The 19,008-nt window shown below is 71.7% G+C and carries 19 protein-coding genes and 1 pseudogene; 12 read left to right on the top strand and 8 right to left on the bottom strand.

The features are described 5' to 3' along the window. The first annotated feature begins 66 nt into the window (after nt 1–66). From cobM to cobC, 6 genes are read left to right on the top strand one after another with little or no spacing between them, the layout of a single operon-like run. Nucleotides 67–885: a precorrin-4 C(11)-methyltransferase gene (cobM, locus tag IF78_RS0104815; protein WP_031477293.1), complete on the top strand. Its 819-nt coding sequence runs from the start codon at nt 67–69 to the stop codon at nt 883–885. Continuing rightward, a complete protein-coding gene (locus tag IF78_RS0104810; protein ID WP_031477294.1) occupies nt 882–2,120 on the top strand; it encodes a bifunctional cobalt-precorrin-7 (C(5))-methyltransferase/cobalt-precorrin-6B (C(15))-methyltransferase in 1,239 nt (412 codons plus the stop codon). The genes cobM and IF78_RS0104810 overlap by 4 nt, the downstream gene beginning before the upstream one ends. After that, entirely contained in the window at nt 2,117–3,805 is a 1,689-nt protein-coding gene (gene cobJ, locus IF78_RS0104805) for a precorrin-3B C(17)-methyltransferase (RefSeq protein WP_031477295.1), read from the top strand. Before IF78_RS0104810 ends, cobJ begins: the two co-directional genes overlap by 4 nt. Next, the gene (locus IF78_RS0104800) at nt 3,802–4,392 is read left to right on the top strand and encodes a precorrin-8X methylmutase (RefSeq protein WP_031477296.1); all 591 of its coding nucleotides are present in this window, start codon (nt 3,802–3,804) and stop codon (nt 4,390–4,392) included. The genes cobJ and IF78_RS0104800 overlap by 4 nt, the downstream gene beginning before the upstream one ends. Then, nucleotides 4,389–5,321: a sirohydrochlorin chelatase gene (locus IF78_RS0104795; protein ID WP_031477297.1), complete on the top strand. Its 933-nt coding sequence runs from the start codon at nt 4,389–4,391 to the stop codon at nt 5,319–5,321. Before IF78_RS0104800 ends, IF78_RS0104795 begins: the two co-directional genes overlap by 4 nt. Continuing rightward, the gene (cobC, locus tag IF78_RS0104790; RefSeq protein ID WP_031477298.1) at nt 5,311–6,384 is read left to right on the top strand and encodes an Rv2231c family histidinol phosphate aminotransferase CobC; all 1,074 of its coding nucleotides are present in this window, start codon (nt 5,311–5,313) and stop codon (nt 6,382–6,384) included. Before IF78_RS0104795 ends, cobC begins: the two co-directional genes overlap by 11 nt. 22 nt (nt 6,385–6,406) lie before the next feature. Here the strand turns inward: cobC and IF78_RS0104785 are convergent, their stop codons facing one another. The 5 genes from IF78_RS0104785 to IF78_RS0104765 form a co-directional block, all read right to left on the bottom strand. Further along, complete coding sequence (locus tag IF78_RS0104785) at nt 6,407–7,327, bottom strand: SCO1860 family LAETG-anchored protein (RefSeq protein WP_031477299.1); 921 nt, start codon at nt 7,325–7,327, stop codon at nt 6,407–6,409. Between the two features lie 166 nt (nt 7,328–7,493). After that, the gene (locus tag IF78_RS0104780; RefSeq protein ID WP_031477300.1) at nt 7,494–8,585 is read right to left on the bottom strand and encodes an amidohydrolase family protein; all 1,092 of its coding nucleotides are present in this window, start codon (nt 8,583–8,585) and stop codon (nt 7,494–7,496) included. A 41-nt stretch (nt 8,586–8,626) separates the two neighbouring features. Next, nucleotides 8,627–9,436, bottom strand: a complete 810-nt coding sequence (locus IF78_RS0104775) for an amino acid ABC transporter ATP-binding protein (protein ID WP_031477301.1) — start codon at nt 9,434–9,436, stop codon at nt 8,627–8,629. Next, on the bottom strand, nt 9,433–10,275 hold the full coding sequence (locus IF78_RS0104770) for an amino acid ABC transporter permease (protein WP_031477302.1): 843 nt from the start codon (nt 10,273–10,275) through the stop codon (nt 9,433–9,435). The genes IF78_RS0104775 and IF78_RS0104770 overlap by 4 nt, the downstream gene beginning before the upstream one ends. A gap of 3 nt (nt 10,276–10,278) precedes the next feature. After that, the gene (locus IF78_RS0104765) at nt 10,279–11,130 is read right to left on the bottom strand and encodes a transporter substrate-binding domain-containing protein (RefSeq protein ID WP_031477303.1); all 852 of its coding nucleotides are present in this window, start codon (nt 11,128–11,130) and stop codon (nt 10,279–10,281) included. Nucleotides 11,131–11,304: 174 nt separating this feature from the next. On the opposite strand from IF78_RS0104765, the gene IF78_RS0104760 reads away from it, so the two are divergent. The 6 genes and pseudogenes from IF78_RS0104760 to thpD all read left to right on the top strand — a co-directional run bounded on the left by IF78_RS0104760 (nt 11,305) and on the right by thpD (nt 16,118). Further along, on the top strand, nt 11,305–12,405 hold the full coding sequence (locus tag IF78_RS0104760; RefSeq protein WP_031477304.1) for a pyridoxal-phosphate-dependent aminotransferase family protein: 1,101 nt from the start codon (nt 11,305–11,307) through the stop codon (nt 12,403–12,405). 99 nt (nt 12,406–12,504) lie between these two features. Then, nucleotides 12,505–12,639: pseudogene (locus tag IF78_RS45695) on the top strand (mycothiol transferase); the annotation flags it as partial. A gap of 306 nt (nt 12,640–12,945) precedes the next feature. Continuing rightward, complete coding sequence (ectA, locus tag IF78_RS0104750) at nt 12,946–13,452, top strand: diaminobutyrate acetyltransferase (protein ID WP_031477305.1); 507 nt, start codon at nt 12,946–12,948, stop codon at nt 13,450–13,452. Between the two features lie 44 nt (nt 13,453–13,496). Beyond that, nucleotides 13,497–14,768, top strand: a complete 1,272-nt coding sequence (ectB, locus tag IF78_RS0104745) for a diaminobutyrate--2-oxoglutarate transaminase (protein ID WP_031477306.1) — start codon at nt 13,497–13,499, stop codon at nt 14,766–14,768. 51 nt (nt 14,769–14,819) lie between these two features. Beyond that, on the top strand, nt 14,820–15,224 hold the full coding sequence (locus IF78_RS0104740) for an ectoine synthase (protein ID WP_031477307.1): 405 nt from the start codon (nt 14,820–14,822) through the stop codon (nt 15,222–15,224). A gap of 15 nt (nt 15,225–15,239) precedes the next feature. Next, nucleotides 15,240–16,118, top strand: a complete 879-nt coding sequence (gene thpD / locus IF78_RS0104735; protein ID WP_031477308.1) for an ectoine hydroxylase — start codon at nt 15,240–15,242, stop codon at nt 16,116–16,118. Nucleotides 16,119–16,136: 18 nt separating this feature from the next. On the opposite strand, the gene IF78_RS0104730 is transcribed toward thpD, so the two are convergent. From IF78_RS0104730 to IF78_RS0104720, 3 genes are all read right to left on the bottom strand, one after another. After that, a complete protein-coding gene (locus IF78_RS0104730) occupies nt 16,137–17,156 on the bottom strand; it encodes a maleylpyruvate isomerase family mycothiol-dependent enzyme (RefSeq protein ID WP_031477309.1) in 1,020 nt (339 codons plus the stop codon). 84 nt (nt 17,157–17,240) lie between these two features. Beyond that, nucleotides 17,241–17,858, bottom strand: a complete 618-nt coding sequence (locus IF78_RS0104725; RefSeq protein ID WP_031477310.1) for an RNA polymerase sigma factor — start codon at nt 17,856–17,858, stop codon at nt 17,241–17,243. Between the two features lie 45 nt (nt 17,859–17,903). Continuing rightward, complete coding sequence (locus tag IF78_RS0104720) at nt 17,904–18,956, bottom strand: aminotransferase class V-fold PLP-dependent enzyme (protein WP_031477311.1); 1,053 nt, start codon at nt 18,954–18,956, stop codon at nt 17,904–17,906. Between the last annotated feature and the right edge of the window lie 52 nt (nt 18,957–19,008).

Genomic DNA, 19,008 nt, shown 5'->3' with positions numbered 1-19,008 from the left:
CGACGCCCCGCACACCGACCACCCCAGCTCAACTCCAGTAGTACCTGTTAGGAGAGGACCGTTCCCATGGCCGATGCCCCCACCGGCAAGGTGACCTTCGTCGGTGCCGGCCCCGGCGCCGCCGATCTGCTGACGTTCCGTGCCGCGCGTGCCATCGCCGAGGCCGACGTCGTGATCTGGGCGGCCAGCCTGGTCCAGGCGGAGGTCCTCCAGCACGCGCGTGAGGACGCCGAGATCCTCGACTCGGCGGCCATGTCCCTCGAAGACGTCGTCGCCGTGTACGAGCGGGCCCGGGCTCAGGGCCGGAAGGTCGCCCGTATTCACTCCGGTGACCCCGCCCTCTGGGGCGGTACTCAGGAGCAGCTCGACCGGTGTGCCGCCCTCGGCATCGCCACCGAGGTCGTGCCCGGCGTCTCCGCGTTCTCCGCCGTCGCCGCGCTCGCCCAGCGGGAGCTGACCATCCCCGAGGTCGCCCAGTCGGTCGTGCTCACCCGGCTCGGGGGCGGCAAGACGCCGATGCCGCCCGGGGAGGAGGTCAGGGAGTTCGCCAAGCACGGCACCACCATGGCGATCTTCCTGTCGGCTGCCCGCAGCGGGCAGCTCGTGCGGGAGTTGCTGGAGGGCGGCTATCCGACGTCCACTCCGGTCGTCGTCGCCTATCAGGCGACCTGGCCCGAGGAGCTCGTCGTGAAGTGCACCATCGGCACGCTGGAGGAGACCGTCAAGGAGCACAAGCTCTGGAAGCACACCCTGTTCCTGGTCGGCCCGGCCCTCGACGCGCAGGGCACGCGTTCACACCTCTACCACCCCGGTCACTTCCACGGCTATCGGAAGGCCGACCCGGAGGCGCGCAAGGCGCTGCGTGAGCGGGGGGCCAGTACGTGATCACCGTCGTCGGTACGGGGACGGGGGCGACGCCGGCCGAGGACATCGTCGCCGGTGCCGAGCTGGTCGTCGGCGGGCGGCGGCATCTGGACGCCGTACGGCTGCCCGACGGGGCGGAGACGGTCGTGCTCGGGGCGCTCGCGCCCGCCCTCGACACCATCGAGGAGTACGTCGCCAAGGATCGGCCTGTGGTGGTGCTGGCCTCCGGCGACCCCGGGTTCTTCGGGATCGTGCGGGCGCTGGCCGAACGGTTCGGGCCGGAGCTGCTGGATGTGCGGCCCGGCGTGTCGTCCGTTGCCACCGCCTTCGCACGGCTCGGGCTGACCTGGGACGACGCTGTCGTCGTCAGCGCGCACGGGCGGGATCCGCGGACCGCCGTCAACGTCTGCCGGGCGCATCCGAAGGTGGCGGTGCTGACCGGGCCGGGCGCCGGGCCCGCCGAGCTGGGCGCGGCACTGCGGGACAGCCGGCGTGCCCTGGTCGTCGCCTCCGCGCTGGGTGATCCGCAGCGCGAGCGCGTGGAGCGGGTGACGCCCGCCGAGGCGGCGGCCCGCGACTGGGGTACGGCGGTGAGCGTCGTGCTGTGCCTGGACCCCGAGCGGGCCCTGGGCGCGGTGCGCACGGTGGCCGGTCCGGCGCCGGGGCCCGCCGGATGGGCCCTGGACGAGGCCGACTTCGCGCACCGCGACTCGATGATCACCAAGTTCGAGGTGCGGGCGCTGGCCCTGGCCCGGCTGGGGCCACGCCTCGGCGACCTGGTGTGGGACGTCGGCGCGGGCTCCGGCTCGGTGGCCGTGGAGTGCGCCCGGCTCGGGGCGGCGGCGGTCGCCGTGGAGAAGGCTCCGGACGGGGTGGAGCGGATCCGCGCCAACGCCGCCGCGCACGGCGTGGACGTGCACGTCGTGCACGGCACGGCGCCGGACGCGCTGGCGGATCTCGCCGACGACCCCGACGCCGTGTTCGTGGGCGGCGGCGGGCGCGAACTGCCCGCGATCGTCGGCGCCTGCGCGCGGCGCGCCCGGCGCACGGTGGTCGTCGCCATGGCCGCGCTCGACCGGGTGCCGGCCGCGCGTGAGGCCCTGACCAGCGCCGGGTTCTCCTGCGACGGGGTGCTGTTGCAGTCGTCCCGGCTCGCGCCGCTGCCGGGGGACGTGACCCGGCTCGCGGCGACCAATCCGGTTTTCCTGCTGTGGGGGACTCGAACCCCCCTCTCTCATGAAGGAGTTGCCCAGTGATCGGCCTCATTTCCGCCACCTCGGCGGGGGCGGCGGCGCGGGACCGGCTGGCCGCAGTGTGGCCGGACCGCACCCGCGTGTACGACGGGCCCGTGGGGGACGCCGTACGGCGGGCGTTCGCGGAGTGCGAGCAGCTCGTGTGCTTCCTGGCGACGGGTGCGGTTGTACGCCTGATCGCCCCGCTGTTGGCCGACAAGGCGGCCGACCCGGGTGTGGTGTGCGTCGACGAGGGCGGGCGGTTCGCCGTGTCCCTGGTCGGCGGGCACGGCGGCGGGGCCAATGAACTCGCCCAGGAGGTCGGTGAGTTGCTCGGCGCCGAGCCCGTGGTGACCACGGCGACGGATGCCGTGGGGGTGCCCGGTCTGGACACGCTCGGGTTCCCGGTGGAGGGCGATGTCGCCGGGGTTTCGCGGGCCCTGCTCGATGGTGAGCCGGTGGCTCTGCGGGCCGAGCTCAGCTGGCCCCTGCCTCCCCTCCGGGTCGGCGCCGAGGGGTCGTATGCGATCCGGCTGACGGACCGGCTTGTGGAGCCCGCCGAGCGCGAGGTCGTCCTGCGCCCGCCGTCCCTCGTCGTCGGTGTGGGAGCTTCCAAGGGCGCCCCGGTCGACGAGGTCCTCACCCTCGTCTCGGAGGCCCTCCGCGACGCCGGCCTCTCCCCCGCCTCGCTCGCCGAACTCGCCACCGTCGACGCCAAGGCTGAAGAACCCGGCATCGTCGAGGCCGCCGCCCGCCTCGGCGTCCCCCTGGTCACCCACTCCGCCGAGGGACTGGCGGCCGTCGAGGTCCCCAACCCCTCCGACGCGCCCCTCGCGGCCGTCGGCACCCCCTCCGTCGCCGAGGCCGCCGCCCTGGTCCGCGGCGGTGAACTCCTCGTACCCAAGCGGAAGTCGGAGCGCGCCGACGGGCGGCCGGCGATGTTGACCTGTGCCGTCGTACGGCGTCCGGGGCGCGGGCGGCTCGCGGTGGTCGGGCTCGGGCCGGGTGCCCGGGACCTGCTGACGCCCCGCGCGAAGGCCGAACTCCGGCGCGCCTCCGTGCTCGTCGGCCTCGACCAGTACGTCGACCAGATCCGCGATCTGCTGCGGCCGGGCACCCGGGTCCTGGAGTCGGGGCTCGGCGCCGAGGAGGAGCGGGCGCGCACGGCCGTGGCGGAGGCCCGCAAGGGGCAGGCCGTCGCGCTCATCGGCAGCGGGGACGCGGGCGTGTACGCCATGGCCTCCCCCGCGCTCGCGGAGGCCTCCGACGACATCGACGTGATCGGCGTGCCCGGCGTGACGGCGGCCCTCGCGGCGGCCGCGATCCTCGGTGCGCCGCTCGGCCACGACCACGTGTCCATCAGCCTCTCCGACCTGCACACGCCGTGGGAGGTCATCGAGCGGCGGGTGCGGGCGGCGGCCGAGGCGGACATCGTGGTCACCTTCTACAACCCCCGTTCCCGGGGCCGGGACTGGCAGCTGCCCAAGGCCCTCGCCATCCTCGCCGAGCACCGCGAGCCGACGACGCCGGTCGGGGTCGTACGCAACGCGTCGCGGCCGGACGAGTCCGGTCGGCTCACCACACTGGCCGCCCTGGACCCGGCGACGGTCGACATGATGACGGTCGTGACCGTGGGCAACACGGCGACCCGCGACATCGCGGGGCGCATGGTGACGCCGCGCGGCTACCGCTGGCAGGAGGCCGAGTGAACCGCGTCGTTCATCCCATCGAGGAGGAGTCCTACCGGCGGCTGCGCGCCCGCCTGGACACCTCGCACCTCCCTCCGCTGACCAGGGCGGTGGTGGAGCGGGTCATCCACTCCGCCGCCGACCTCGACTACGCCACCGATCTCGTCATGGGCGAGGCCGACTTGGAGAAGGCGCATGCGGCCCTGCACGCGGGGGCGCCCGTCGTCGTGGACGTGGAGATGGTCGGAGCCGGCATCACCCGGCGCGAGACGGTCTGCCGGCTCAAGGACGCCGTGGCCGGGCCGGGGCTGACCCGTTCGGCACACGGCATCCGGCTCGCCTTCGAGCAGGTCGGCCCGGGCGCCCTGTGGGTGATCGGCAACGCGCCGACCGCGCTGGAGGAGCTGCTGACGCTGGACGCCGACCCAGCCCTCGTCATCGGCCTGCCCGTCGGCTTCGTCGGCGCGGTCGAGTCCAAGGCCGCGCTGCGCGAGAGCGGGCTGCCCGCCGTGAGCAACGTGTCCGAGAAGGGCGGTTCGGCGGTCGCATCGGCCGCGCTCAACGCCCTGCTGTACCACCCCGCTTCCCATCCCGAGGAGAAACTGTGACCACCCCGCCGCCCGCCCTGCTCATCGCCGGTCATGGCACCCGGGACGATGCCGGAGCCGAGGCGTTCCGCGACTTCGTACGGGAACTGGGGCGCCGCCACCCCGAACTGCCCGTCGCGGGCGGCTTCATCGAACTGTCCCCGCCGCCGCTGGGCGAGGCCGTCACCGAGCTGGTCGAGCGGGGCGTACGGCGGTTCGCCGCCGTGCCGCTGATGCTGGTGTCCGCCGGGCACGCCAAGGGCGACATCCCGGCCGCGCTGGCCCGCGAGAAGGAGCGGCACCCCGGGATCTCGTACACCTACGGCCGCCCGCTGGGCCCGCACCCGGCGCTGCTGTCGGTGCTGGAGCGGCGCCTCGACGAGGCGCTCGGCACCGAGGGCAACCGCACGCCCGGGGACCGTGCGGATGTGACCGTGCTGCTGGTCGGGCGCGGCTCGACGGATCCGGACGCCAACGCCGAGGTGCACAAGGCGGCGCGGCTGCTGTGGGAGGGGCGCGGATACGCGGGCGTGGAGACGGCGTTCGTGTCGCTGGCGGCGCCGGACGTGCCGAGCGGACTCGACCGGTGCGTGCGGCTCGGGGCCCGGCGGATCGTCGTCCTGCCCTACTTCCTCTTCACGGGCATCCTCCCGGACCGGGTCCGCCAGCAGACCGAGGGCTGGGCGGCGGCGCACCCGGACATCGAGGTGCGCTCGGCGGACGTCATCGGCCCGGAGCCGGAGCTCCTCGACCTGGTGATGGAGCGGTACGAGGAGGCGCTCAAGGGCGACCTGCGGATGAACTGCGACTCGTGCGTGTACCGCATCGCGCTGCCCGGTTTCGAGGACAAGGTCGGCCTGCCGCAGCAGCCGCACTTCCACCCGGACGACGACGGCCACCACCACGGACACCACCATCACCATCACGGCGGACACGCGCATGCGCACTGAGGGCGGGCACGACCTGCGCCACCACGGCGACGCCGAGGTCCGTGACGGCGGCGCGGCGCTCGTCGACCTCGCCGTGAACGTCCGCGCGGACACGCCGCCCGCGTGGCTGCGGGAGCGGATCGCCGGGTCACTGGGCTCCCTCGCGGCCTACCCGGACGGGCGGCCCGCTCGGGCGGCGGTGGCGGCACGGCACGGGCTTCCGGTGGAGCGGGTGCTGCTGACGGCGGGGGCGGCGGAGGCGTTCGTCCTGCTCGCCCGCGCCCTGAAGGTGCGCCGGCCGGTCGTGGTGCACCCGCAGTTCACGGAACCGGAGGCGGCGCTCCGCGACGCGGGGCACACGGTCGACCGGGTGCTGCTGCGGGAGGAGGACGGCTTCCGGCTCGACCCGGCGGCCGTCCCCGAGGAGGCCGACCTGGTGGTGATCGGCAACCCGACGAACCCGACCTCGGTGCTGCACCCGGCCGCGTCCATCACCGAACTCGCCCGCCCGGGACGGACGTTGGTGGTGGACGAGGCGTTCATGGACGCGGTGCCGGGTGAGCGGGAGGCGCTGGCGGGGCGTACGGACGTCCCCGGTCTGGTGGTTCTTCGCAGCCTGACGAAGACCTGGGGACTGGCCGGCCTGCGGATCGGCTACGTCCTGGCCTCCCCCGAGACCATCGCCGACCTGGAGCGCGCCCAGCCCCTGTGGCCGGTCTCCACACCCGCTCTCGCCGCCGCCGAGGCCTGCGTCACCTCCACGGCACTGGCGGAGGCCGCCCACGCGGCCCACCGCATCGCCGCCGACCGGACCCATCTCGTCACGGGACTCGGCGAGTTCGCCTCGGCCGGTCTGCGGGTGGTCGAACCGGCCGAGGGCCCCTTCGTCCTCGTACGACTGCCGGAGGCGGCCGCCGTACGACGGCATCTGCGCGAACTCGGGTTCGCGGTCCGGCGCGGGGACACCTTCCCCGGGCTGGGCGAGGAGTGGCTGCGGCTTGCGGTGCGGGACCGGGCGACGGTCAGCCGGTTCCTGGGAGCGCTGGAGCGGGCGGTGGAGGCGGCGCGCCGCGAGAGCCTGTGAAGCCGGGAACCGGCCTCCCGGTTCAGCCCTGCCGACGGCGTGCCAGCGCCACCGCTCCGCCGCCCGCGACGAGCAGGGCTACGGCGCCGCCCGCGATGTACGGCGTCATGGAGCTGCCGCCGGTCTCCGCGAGGCCTTCGTCGGCGGGCTCGCCCTGGGGCCTGACGTCGCCGGCCGGATCGGTGCTCGGCTCGGTGCTCGGGTCGGCTCCCGCTGCGGACCCGGCCGGTGTCTCGCAGGTCGCCTCCGCCAGGGTCAGGGTGCCCTCGACATTGGCGACGTTCAGCTTCAACGGGTTGACGGTGACCTTGAGTTCGAGGGCGGTGGCGGCGGCCGTGCGCGAGGTGTGCTCCGTCCTGGAGTAGTCGAGCCGGACCTCGCCGACGCCCGGCACCTCGACGTTCGTGGTCCCTCCGGCGGTGAGCGTGACCTTCTTGCCCAGCACGGTGACGTCGCCCAGCAGGTTGGACGAGGCGGTCGGCTTCTTCCCGGCCTCGCAGGTGGCCTTCGAGGTGACCTGGCCGACCTCGATGAGCGACAGCAGGGGCAGACCCGGGACGTGGACCTTGGCATGGGCGAGGTTGGTGTACCCCTCGGCCTTTCCCTCCTCGACCGTCGCCTTCGACTGGGCGACCTCGGCGTTGAGGACGCTGAAGGGCTGCCCGCCGTCGACGCCGTTCAACTGGGCCGTCAGCGTGGTCTTCTCGGCGCTCCGCGGCGCCCGCACCTCGTTCAGGGAGACCGCGAGCGGGACGTTCACGGTCTTGTTGAGCAGGGAGACGTCGAGCCCGGTGCGCAGCACGACGGCGCTCGCGTGGCCCTTGTCGCCGGTCGCGTGCGCTGGGCCCGCCGCGGCCAGGGCCGCTGGACCGGCTGCCAGGGCGGTGGCCGTCGCGACGGTGGCGAGACGGCGTGCGGGCATGCGGAAGTTCTTGCCGTTCAAGGTGGGGACTCCTCGGCGGAGACTTGCTCGGGACCCGGCAAGAATCGCGCATGCGGGATGCACGGTCAGCACCCTGACAGGAGTTCACCCCTACGTGTGTTTCCCGTGCAGGTTTTCGAACCAGGTGACACGCACGTTCTCCACAGTCACCCGCTCATCGGCGGGCTCAGCTCACGATCTTCCCGTTCAGGACCACGCGTCGCGGTGCCGCCAGCACCCGTACGTCGGCCCGGGGGTCGGACTCGTACACCACGAGATCCGCCGCGGCCCCTTCCTCCAGTCCCGGCCGGCCCAGCCAGGCCCGCGCCGCCCAGGTCGTCGCCGCGAGGGCCTCGACCACCGGGATGCCGGCGGTGACCAGTTCCGCCACCTCGGCCGCCACCAGGCCGTGGGGCAGGGTGCCGCCCGCGTCGGTGCCCACGAAGACCGGGATGCCGGCGTCGTGTGCGGAGCGGACGGTGTCGTAGCGGCGTTCGTGGAGCCGGCGCATATGGGCCGACCAGCGGGGGAACTTGGACTCGCCGCCGTCGGCCAGCTTCGGGAAGGTCGCGATGTTCACGAGGGTGGGGACGATGGCCACCCCGCGCTCGGCGAACAGCGGGATCAGGTCCTCCGTCAGGCCCGTGGCGTGCTCGACGCAGTCGATGCCCGCCTCGACCAGGTCCTGGAGGGAGTCCTCCGAGAAGCAGTGCGCGGTGACCCGGGCGCCCAGGCGGTGGGCCTCCGCGATGCCCGCCTCGACCGCCTCGCGCGGCCAGGTGGGCGCGAGGTCCCCGAGGTCACGGTCGATCCAGTCGCCGACGAGCTTGACCCAGCCGTCGCCGCGCCTGGCCTCCTGGGCGACGTAGGCGACCAGGTCCTCCGGCTCGATCTCGTGGGCGTAGCCGCGGATGTAGCGGCGGGTGCGGGCGATGTGCCGGCCGGCCCTGATGATCTTCGGCAGGTCGTCGCGGTCGTCGACCCAGCGGGTGTCGGAGGGTGAGCCGGCGTCGCGGATCAGCAGGGTGCCCGCCTCGCGGTCGGCGAGCGCCTGCTTCTCCGCGACGTCGTCACCGACGGGGCCGTGCGCGCCGAGGCCGACATGGCAGTGCGCGTCGACCAGGCCGGGCAGGGCCCAGCCCGCGACGGTCCGGACGTCGCGGGCGCCGACGGGACGGTCGTATGAGATCCGGCCGTCGACGACCCACAGCTCGTCCCTGACGTCGTCCGGCCCGACGAGGATCCGGCCCTTCACGTGCAGCACCGCGCGTTCGCTCATGACTGCACCCTAGTGACCGGCGGCCCGCACCCGATGACCGGCTAGTCGCCCTTGCCCACCTGGTCCGAGGTCTCCTCCTCCACGTCCGCCATCGCCGGGTCGAGGAGGCGGGAGAGGAAGTGGCGGGTGCGTTCGTGCCGCGGGTTGCCGATGACCTGGTCGGGGGTGCCGTCCTCGACGATCACTCCGCCGTCCATGAAGACGACCCGGTCGGCGACCTCGCGCGCGAAGGTCATCTCGTGGGTGACGACCATCATCGTCATGCCCTCGTTCGCGAGCATGCGCATGACGGCCAGGACGTCGCCCACCAGCTCGGGGTCGAGCGCGGAGGTCGGCTCGTCGAAGAGCATCACCTCGGGGCCCATGGCGAGGGCGCGGGCGATGGCGACGCGCTGCTGCTGGCCGCCGGAGAGGGAGGCCGGGTAGGCCGACGCCTTCTCCGACAGGCCGACCCGCTCCAGGTTCTCGGCGGCGACCCTGGCCGCGGCGGCCTTGTCGCGTCCCAGGACCCGGCGCTGCGGCAGCGTGAGGTTCTCGGTCACCGTGAGGTGCGGGAACAGGTTGAACTGCTGGAAGACCATGCCGATACGGCGGCGTACGGCGTCGATGTCGACGTCCGGGTCGGTGAGCTCGGTGCCGCCGACGAAGACCTGGCCCTTGGTGGGCTCCTCGAGCAGGTTCACGCAGCGCAGCAACGTCGACTTGCCCGAGCCGGACGGGCCGATGACGCACACGACCTCGCCCTGGCCGATCTCCAGGTCGATGCCGCGCAGCACCTCGTTGTCGCCGAAGGACTTGTTGAGGCCGCGGACTTCGATCTCCGGGCCGGCCTTGAGAAGCCTCTCGCTCATTTCACGGCCTCCTGGGCCTTCGCCTCCATACGGCGTACGACGAAGCCGAGCGGGATCGTGACCAGCAGATAGCACAGGCCCGCGACCAGGATCGGCGTGGAGTTGGCGGTCTGGCTGGCCAGGTCGCGGCCGAACTTGGACAGTTCGCGCTCCTCCAGCGTCACACCGAGGAACAGCACCAGCGAGGAGTCCTTGAAGAGCAGGACGAGTTCGTTGGTCAGCGGCGGGAGGATGATCCGGAACGCCTGCGGGATGATGATCGAGACCATGGCGCGGGCGGGCGAGAAGCCGAGCGAGCGCGCCGCCTCCATCTGCCCCTTGGGCACCGCCTGGATGCCCGCGCGGATCGTCTCCGCCATGTAGGCGGCCGCGACCAGGCCGAGCGCGAGCGCGACCTTGCCGTATGTGCCGCCCGGGATCTCGGTGCCCGGGAAGGCCAGCGGTACGGCGACCCCGATGAAGATGAAGATCAGCAGGGCGGGCAGACCGCGGAAGATCTCGATGTAGACGCCGGCGAGCCAGCGGTACGGGCCCACCGACGACAGGCGCATCAGCGCGATCACCATGCCGAGGACCAGTCCGACGGCGAAGCCGGACAGGGTGTACAGCACGGTGTTCTTCAGCGCGAGCGTGATGACGTCCGGGAACATCTGCTCGGCGATGTCGCCTTGCGCGAACTGGTTCGCCAGCCGGTCCCAGTCGGCCGCGACCGCGAAGGCGATCACGGCCGCGACGAAGACGACGTACTGGATGCCGCGCGACAGGCTGCGCTTCTGACGCCGGGTCAGGCCCTTCTTCTTGGGCTGCCTCGGCTGGAGTTGTACGTCCGTGTCGGTCATGGGTCAGGAGGCGGCGGGCGAGGCGGAGGCGGCTGACTCGTCGTACGGGCCGATCCACTGCTCGTACAGCTTCTTGTACGTGCCGTCGGCCTTGGCGTCCGCGATCGCCTTGTTGATGGCCTCGCGGAGCTTGTCGTTGCCCTTCTTCACCGTGAAACCGTACTGCTCACCGGTGTTGATCTGCTCGGCGACCGCGAAGGCATCCGCGTTGGCCTTGTCCTTAAGCCAGCCCTGGACGACCGGGTAGTCGATGACGACCGCCTGGACCTGGCCGGTGCGCAGGCCGTTGAGGACGGCGTCGGAGGACTCGAAGGAGACCGGGTCCAGGCCCTTGCTCTTGGCGTAGTCCTCGCCGGTCGTCTGCGCCTGGGCGCCGACCTTCTTGCCCTTGAGGTCGGCGAAGGAGGAGATGCCGCTCTTCTTGTCGACGAAGACGGCCTGGGTCGCCTCGAAGTACGGGTCCGAGAAGTCGACGTTCTTCTTGCGCTCCTCGGTGATGGTCATTCCGGCGGCGGCGAGGTCGCACTGGCCGGCGTTGAGGGAACCGCCGGTCTTGAAGTTCTCGAAGGGCTGGTCGACGATCGCCTGCTTGACGCCCAGGTCGTCCGCGACGAGGTCGATGAGGGAGACGTCGAAGCCCTGCACCTTGCCGTCGATCTCCGACTGGAAGGGCGGGTACGGCAGGTGGGTGCAGGTGGTCAGCTGGCCCGCCTTGACGACTTCGACGCCGCCGGCCGCCGTCTGCGTACCGCTGCCGCCGTTGTCGTCGGAGGAGCAGCCGGCCACGAGCACCAGCCCGGCCGTCGCGGTGGATGCGGCCAGAATGCGGGTCCGGCGCCCGAGGGTCGTCTTCACGGGGAGCCTCCTGTGAGGGAACTGTAGGTTCCGATTATAAGGAGAGGTTTGAGATCCTCAAACCAAACCGATGGTAACCGGGGCTTTCGACCTAAGAAGTCGGGAGTGGGAGGGGTGTTGAGGTCCCCGGTTACGCTCATGCCGTCGATTCCCTGAGCGAAGAGAGTCCCCGCCGTGACCCATCCCTTCCTGGACCTGGCCCCGCTGAGTGCCGCCCGGTTCGCCGCGATCGAGGACCGGGTGGCGCGGTTGCTCGGGACCGAGCAGGACGTCGTGATCATGCAAGGCGAGGCGCTGCTGCCGCTGGAAGGGGCGATCCGGGGGACGGCCGGGCCCGTCACGACCGCCCTGAACGTGATCACCGGCCCGTACGGGCAGACCTTCGGGAACTGGCTGCGGGACTGCGGGGCGACCGTGATCGATCTGGCGGTGCCCTTCCACACGGCGGTCACGGCTGACCAGATCCGGGCGGCCTTCGCCGAGCACCCCGAGATCGACTTCGTGTCCCTCGTGCACGCGGAGGCCGCCACCGGCAACACCAACCCCGTAGCCGAGATCGGCGAGGTCGTGCGGGCGCACGGGGCACTGTTCTACCTGGACGCGGTGGCGTCGATCGGCGCGGAGCCGGTGCTGCCGGACGCCTGGGGCGTGGACCTGTGCGTCATCGGGGCGCAGAAGGCGATGGGCGGGCCGGCCGGGGTGTCGGCGGTGTCGGTGAGCGAGCGGGCGTGGGCGCGGATGGCGGCGAATCCGGGGGCGCCGCGGCGGTCGTATCTGTCGCTGCTCGACTGGAAGGAGCGGTGGATCGACGGCGGGCGGAAGGCACTGCTGCATGCGCCCGCGCAGCTGGAGATGCTGGCGCTGGAGGCGTGTGTGGAGCGGCTCGAGACGGAGGGCCTGGATGCGGTGATGGGCCGGCATCGGAGTGCCGCGCTGGCCGCTCGGGCGGGGGCTGTCGCGTTGGGTGGGGGGCTGGAGCCGTATGTGTACGAGGAGCGGGAGGCGGCGCCGGTCGCTACCACGTTGAGGGTGCCGGCGGGGGTGGTGGCGTCGGAGGTGGCGGCTCGGGCGCTGGAGTCGGAGCCGGGGTTGCCGTTGGCCGCGGGTGGGGGTGCGCTGGCCAAGGAGATGATTCGGGTCAACCACTACGGGGTGGATGCGACGCCGGAAGCGGTGAAGGGGTGCCTGACGGCGCTGGGCGCCGCGCTGGCGGAGCAGGGGTTGGATGTGGACGTGGAGGGGGCACTGCGGGCCGTGGACGGTGGCCGGCGGTAGGAATTTCGCGCCCCCCGCCGCCCCCACCCGTCCCATCCCGAAGGGGCTGCCGCCCCTTCGACCCCGCCCGCAGCACCTCGCCGAGTGTGAGCGGAACTGGTTCCCGACGGCCCCATGGCCGGAGTGCAGGTCAGCCTGCGCTGGGTGCTCATTCACATGATCGAGGAGTACGCACGGCACAACGGGCACGCCGACATTCTGCGAGAGCGTATCGACGGTGTTACCGGAGCCTGAATTCAGCGTAATTCCGGGAATTCTTTTCAAGGGCAGCTTCCCATCCTCTTCTGCCCGCTTTCCCCGAACCTAAACGCAAAGATTCCGCGAACACCAACCGGCGTAATTCGGGCAGGTCTCGTGAGGGTTACACGGCTGTGACGCGTTCCACATCGCACCCTTTTTGTCCGGTATTAACCGGACAGACCTGGCATTCCACAGCCCTCTCGCGCCACCCCTCACGCCCGCGTGATAACACACCCATGGCTCACACGTAACCCCTCACGGCCATGCAATTTCAAATTTCCCTCGGTAAATTCAATTCGCATGACTGCCGCACAAGCAGACCTGCAAATCGACCGTCCGGCGGTGGCCGACGGGGCCGCGCTGTGGCGGATTGCCAGAGACTCCAAGGCCCTCGACCTCAACTCGTCGTACAGCTATCTGCTGTGGTGCCGCGACTTCTCCGGCACGTCGGCCGTCGCGCGTGACGAGCGCGGGGAGCCGGTCGGCTTCGTCACCGGATACGTACGGCCGGAACGCCCGCGCACCCTGCTCGTCTGGCAGGTGGCCGTGGACGACGCCTACCGCGGCCGCGGCATCGCCGCCGCGCTGCTCGACGGGCTCGTCGCACGGGTCGGCGGCGAGTACGGCGTCACGAGCGTCGAGACCACCATCACGCCCGGCAACACCGCCTCTGAGCGGCTGTTCGGCTCCTTCGCGGAGCGGCACGGCGCCGCCCTGGAGCGCGAGGTGCTGTTCCCCACGAGCGTGTTCCCGGACGGACCGCACGACCCCGAAGTCCTGTACCGCATCGGTCCCCTCTCCCTCTGACCCCCACCTCTCGCATCCCCCCACGCAACGAGGAGCGATTAGTCGTGACCATCACCCAGCCCGACCTCAGCGTCTTCGAGACCCTGGAGTCCGAGGTGCGCAGCTACTGCCGCGGCTGGCCCACCGTCTTCGACCGTGCGCGTGGCAGCCGCATGTACGACGAGGACGGCCACGAATACCTGGACTTCTTCGCCGGCGCCGGCTCGCTGAACTACGGGCACAACAACCCGGTCCTGAAACGGGCGTTGATCGACTACCTGGAGCGGGACGGCGTCACGCACGGGCTCGACATGTCCACCAGCGCCAAGCGCGCCTTCCTGCAGACCTTCCAGGACCTGGTGCTGCGGCCGCGCGACCTGCCGTACAAGGTCATGTTCCCGGGTCCGACCGGCACCAACGCCGTCGAGTCGGCTCTGAAGCTGGCCCGGAAGGTGAAGGGGCGCGAGGCCATCGTCTCGTTCACCAACGCCTTCCACGGCATGTCCCTGGGCTCGCTCGCCGTCACCGGCAACGCGTTCAAGCGGGCCGGCGCCGGGATCCCGCTCGTGCACGGCACGCCCATGCCGTTCGACAACTACTTCGAGGGCACCGTCCCGGACTTCCTGTGGTTCGAGCGGCTCCTGGAGGACCAGGGCTCCGGGCTCAACAAGCCGGCCGCCGTGATCGTCGAGACCGTGCAGGGCGAGGGCGGCATCAACGTCGCGCGTCCCGAGTGGCTGCGCGCGCTCGCCGAACTGTGCGAGCGGCAGGACATGCTGCTCATCGTCGACGACATCCAGATGGGGTGTGGTCGTACCGGTGCCTTCTTCTCCTTCGAGGAGGCGGGCATCACCCCGGACATCGTCACCGTGTCCAAGTCCATCAGCGGCTACGGACTGCCCATGTCGCTGTGCCTGTTCAAGCCCGAGCTGGACATCTGGGAGCCGGGCGAGCACAACGGCACCTTCCGTGGCAACAACCCCGCCTTCGTCACGGCCACCGCCGCCCTGGAGATGTACTGGGCCGACGGCAGCGCCATGGAGAAGCAGACCCGGGCGCGCGGCGAGCAGGTCGAGCAGGGCCTGATCGCGATCTGCGAGGAGAACCTCGCCGACGTGAAGGAGTACCGGGGCCGCGGGCTGGTGTGGGGCATGGAGTTCCACGACAAGGAGCGGGCCGGGCGGGTCGCCCAGCGCGCCTTCGAACTCGGGCTGCTCATCGAGACGTCCGGCCCGGAGAGCGAGGTCGTCAAGCTGCTGCCCGCTCTCACGGTCACCCCGGACGAGCTGGACGAGGGCCTCAGCATCCTCGCCCGCGCCGTCCGCGAGACCGCCTGACCAACCCCTCATCGCAACAGCACACCCCCACCTAGGAGGCATCGCAGCACCGTGATCGTCCGTTCGTTCAAGGACATCGAAGGCACCGAGCGCCATGTGAAATCGGCGTCCGGCACCTGGGAGAGCAAGCGCATCGTCCTCGCCAAGGAGAAGGTCGGCTTCTCGCTGCACGAGACGGTCCTGTACGCGGGTACGGAGACGTCGATGTGGTACGCCAACCACATCGAGGCCGTCGTCTGTGTCGAGGGCGAGGCCGAGCTGACCGACCACGAGACCGGGCGGACGTACACCATCACGCCCGGAACCATGTACCTCCTGGACGGGCACGAGAGGCACACGCTGCGGATCAAGGAGGACTTCCGCTGCATCTGTGTCTTCAACCCGCCCGTGACCGGCCGGGAGGACCACGACGAGAACGGCGTGTACCCGCTGCTCACCGAGCCCGAGGAGGTGTGAGACATCGTGACGACGATGACTGACCTGTACCCCAGCCGCGGCGCCACCGAGGTGGCGACCCCGCGCCAGGACCCCGTGGTGTGGGGCTCCCCCGACACCCCCGGCCCGATCGCGACCGCCGACCTCCAGTCCTTCGAGCGCGACGGTTTCCTCGCCATCGACCAGCTGATCACCGAGGACGAGGTCGCCGTCTACCGGCAGGAGCTGGAGCGGCTGATCGCCGCCCCGGAGATCCGCGCGGACGAGCGGTCGATCATCGAGCCGAAGTCCAAGGAGATCCGGTCCGTCTTCGAAGTGCACCGGATCAGTGAGGTGTTCGCCGCGCTCGTCCGTGACGAGCGGGTCGTCGGCCGGGCGCGGCAGATCCTCGGCTCGGACGTCTACGTCCACCAGTCGCGGATCAACGTCAAGCCGGGCTTCGGGGCCAGCGGCTTCTACTGGCACTCCGACTTCGAGACCTGGCATGCCGAGGACGGTCTGCCGAACATGCGGACGGTGTCCGTCTCGATCGCGCTGACCGAGAACTACGACACCAACGGCGGGCTCATGATCATGCCCGGCTCGCACAAGACCTTCCTCGGGTGTGCGGGGGCCACGCCGAAGGACAACTACAAGAAGTCCCTGCAGATGCAGGACGCGGGCACGCCCTCCGACGAGGCGCTGACCAAGATGGCCTCCGAGTACGGCATCAAGCTCTTCACGGGCAAGGCCGGTTCGGCGACCTGGTTCGACTGCAACTGCATGCACGGTTCCGGCGACAACATCACGCCGTTCCCGCGCAGCAACGTGTTCATCGTGTTCAACAGCGTGGAGAACGCGGCCGTCGAGCCCTTCGCGGCTCCGGTACGGCGGCCGGAGTTCATCGGTGCGCGGGACTTCACGCCCGTGAAGTGAGCCACATGTGAGGTGACCTCACAGCCACGACAGCGACGCGGCCCGCTCCAGTACGTTCCGTACGGCGGCCGCGTCGCCCGTTTCGCCCTTCGGTACCGCCTCGGGGGCGTACCGTCCGCCGACGAGCAGGCAGAAGTCGACGGGATCGAGGGTGAGTTCGGCCTGTACGGGCTCGGCATCGGAGCCCAGTACCCATTCCTCGCCCCCGGTGACCGAGAACAGCACCGGGGGCGCGGTGGGGCCGAGGGCCAGGCCGAGGACGCGGACGGCGAGACGGACGAGCTGCCACAGGTGGTCCCGCGGGGGCGCCGGGACCGACAGGCCCAGGGCGCGGCCGATGTCGTCGGTGTGGATCCACGTCTCGAAGGCACGCACCAGGAAGTGGTCGGCGACGGGCAGTCGCAGGCCCATCAACGTCACGGCGCGGGCGGCGAGTTCGGCGTCGTGGGCCTCGGGCGAGGCGAGCAGGGAGTCCGCCTGAGCGGACCAGGCGGCGACCGTCTTCTCGGGGCTGCGGCGTCGCTCGTGGACGATCACGTCGGCCGTGCGCCGGTTCCAGTCGGCCTCCCAGCCCGTGCCCTCCTGGATCCGTGAGGGCGGCACCCGCGCCTCGATGCCGAGCAGCACGGCAAGGTGCTCGTCGGCGGCGAGGAGATGGGCGACGGTCGCGTGCACGTCCCAGTCGTGTACGACCGGGGCCCTCCAGCGGTCGTACCCCCAGCGGCCGTACACCTCGGGCAGCAGCGCCTTCAGCCCGGCGACGGCGGCCGCATAGGGCGCGGCGTGCGCGGCGAGGCGCGGCACGGCGGGCCGCTCGCGCAGAGCGCGGGACAGCACGTCGGTGGCCGGCCGTTCGGGGATGCCGGCCGGCGGCGGTCCGTCCAGCAGCCGTACCGTCTCCCGCAGCCGTGCCGCCTCCGCCGCGCAGCTCTCGCACCCGGCCAGGTGTGCCGCAACCGTCTTCTCGTCGGCCGGGGCGAGGGCGCCGAAGGCCCAGGCGGCAAGCAGGTCGCGTACCGCCTCGTGATCGTCGGTCATCCCGCGCCTCCTCCCTCGGTCATCCCGCGCCTCCTCCCCCTGACCCGTCCCGGTGCCCGTGCCCCGCTCGTACCCCTCTCGCCATCATGCGCCCCTTTCCAGCGCCGGGTCCGGCGGGTCGGCCAAAGTTTCCGCCAGGGAGCGCAGGGCCGTGCGCAGCCGGGTCTTGGCCGTGCCCTCGGGTATCCCCAGCTCCACGGCGGCCTGCCGGTAGGTGCGGCCTGCGAAGTACGCGAGATGCACGACCTCCCGTTGCGACTGCGGTAGTTCGGCGAGGGCGGTGTGCAGCAGCAGGGAGCGTTCCCGGTCGACGACCGTCTCATCGGGGCCGGGCCCGGCGTCGGGGATGGCCTGGAGCGCGGAGTCGTCGGCGCCGGCGTCCTTGCGGTGCCGGGCCTCGCTGCGGACCCAGTCCACGGCCCGCCGGTGGGCGAGCACGGAGAGCCAGGTGCGCAGCGTGCCGCGTTCCGGGTCGAAGGCGTACGGCCTGCTCCACAGCTGGGCGAAGACCTCCTGCGCCACGTCCTCGGCGCCGCCCGGCGAGCGCGTGACCCGCACGGCGACCCGCCGCACAAGGCCGCCGTACGCCGCGTACACCTCGGCCAGCGCGGACTCGTCGCCGTACACCAGCCGCCGGTGCACCTCCGCGTCGGCGAGCGGCCGGCCGGACGTGTCGCCCGTGGACTCCACCTGCACCACCACCCCTGGTGCCCTTCCTAGCGTCCTCGGCGGGCCCGCGCCAGTGGTTCAGTCGGACAGGGCGTCCAGCAGGCGGTCGACGTCCTCGACGGTGTTGTAGAGGTGGAAGGCCGCGCGCAGGTTGCCCGCGCGGTTGGAGACCTGGATTCCGGCGTCGCCGAGCGCCGGCTGGCGGTCGCCGAGTCCAGGCACGGAGACGATCGCCGAGCCCGGTGAGGGCACAGGTTCGTGGCCGAGGACGGCCAGTCCGGCCCGGAAGCGGTCGGCGAGGGCGAGGTCGTGGGCCTGGATCGCGGGCACGCCGAGTTCCTCGATCAGCTCCATGGAGGCGCGCAGTCCGGCGTAGGTGAAGAGGCTGGGACTGATGTCGAAGCGGCGGGCGGAGTGGGCGAGGTCCTCTACGGGGCCGTAGCAGCTGTCCCAGGGGATCTCCCCGGCGACCCAGCCGGCGAGCAGCGGCGTCAGCCCGCCGAAGTCCTCGGGGACGACGCAGAAGGCGGCCCCGTGCGGGCCCAGGAGCCACTTGAAGCCGACCGCGGCGACGTAGTCGTACGCGCCCGCCTCCAGCGGCAGCCAGCCGGCCGACTGGGAGGCGTCGACGTAGGTGCGGGCGCCGTGCTCCAGGGCGGCGGCGCGCACCGCGGGCAGGTCGGCGATCCGGCCGTCGGCGGACTGCGCGGCGCTGACCGCGACGAGGGCGGTGTCGGGGCGGACCGACTCGGCGAGGCGGTCCAGCGGGACGGCGCGCACCTTGAGGTCGCCGCGCATGTGGAAGGGGTTCACCAGGGAGGAGAAGTCGCCCTCGGCGGTGAGGACTTCGGCGCCGGCGGGCAGCGAGGCGGCGATCAGCCCGCCGTACTCGGCGACCGAGGCCCCGGTCGCGACCCGCTCGACGGGCACGCCGACGAGCCGGGCGAAGGAGGCGCGGACGGCCTCCACGTCCTCGTAGAGCGGGCCGAGCGGGATGCCCTCGGCCCGCATCCGCACGGCCCGGTCCAGGGCGGTGACGGTGCGGGCCGGCAGCAGGCCGTTGCTCGCGGTGTTGAGATAGACGTTCTTCGGGGCGAACTCGGCACGGACGAGGCTCTCGAAGGTCTCCATGGCTCCACTGTGGGCCCTGAACACCTATCGGTCCATTGCGATTCTTTACGTG

Origin of the sequence: Streptomyces bicolor (assembly GCF_000719285.1) — a bacterium.
Classification (GTDB): domain Bacteria; phylum Actinomycetota; class Actinomycetes; order Streptomycetales; family Streptomycetaceae; genus Streptomyces; species Streptomyces bicolor.
This window is presented reverse-complemented; position numbering and strand designations above follow the sequence as displayed.

Coding starts and splice junctions, on each gene's coding strand:
- cobM (WP_031477293.1), top strand. CDS start 67: ATGGCCGATGCCCCCACCGGCAAGGTGACCTTCGTCGGTGCCGGCCCC.
- thpD (WP_031477308.1), top strand. CDS start 15,240: ATGACTGACCTGTACCCCAGCCGCGGCGCCACCGAGGTGGCGACCCCG.
- ectA (WP_031477305.1), top strand. CDS start 12,946: ATGACTGCCGCACAAGCAGACCTGCAAATCGACCGTCCGGCGGTGGCC.
- IF78_RS0104770 (WP_031477302.1), bottom strand. CDS start 10,275: ATGACCGACACGGACGTACAACTCCAGCCGAGGCAGCCCAAGAAGAAG.
- IF78_RS0104780 (WP_031477300.1), bottom strand. CDS start 8,585: ATGAGCGAACGCGCGGTGCTGCACGTGAAGGGCCGGATCCTCGTCGGG.
- IF78_RS0104730 (WP_031477309.1), bottom strand. CDS start 17,156: ATGACCGACGATCACGAGGCGGTACGCGACCTGCTTGCCGCCTGGGCC.
- IF78_RS0104775 (WP_031477301.1), bottom strand. CDS start 9,436: ATGAGCGAGAGGCTTCTCAAGGCCGGCCCGGAGATCGAAGTCCGCGGC.
- IF78_RS0104720 (WP_031477311.1), bottom strand. CDS start 18,956: ATGGAGACCTTCGAGAGCCTCGTCCGTGCCGAGTTCGCCCCGAAGAAC.
- cobC (WP_031477298.1), top strand. CDS start 5,311: ATGCGCACTGAGGGCGGGCACGACCTGCGCCACCACGGCGACGCCGAG.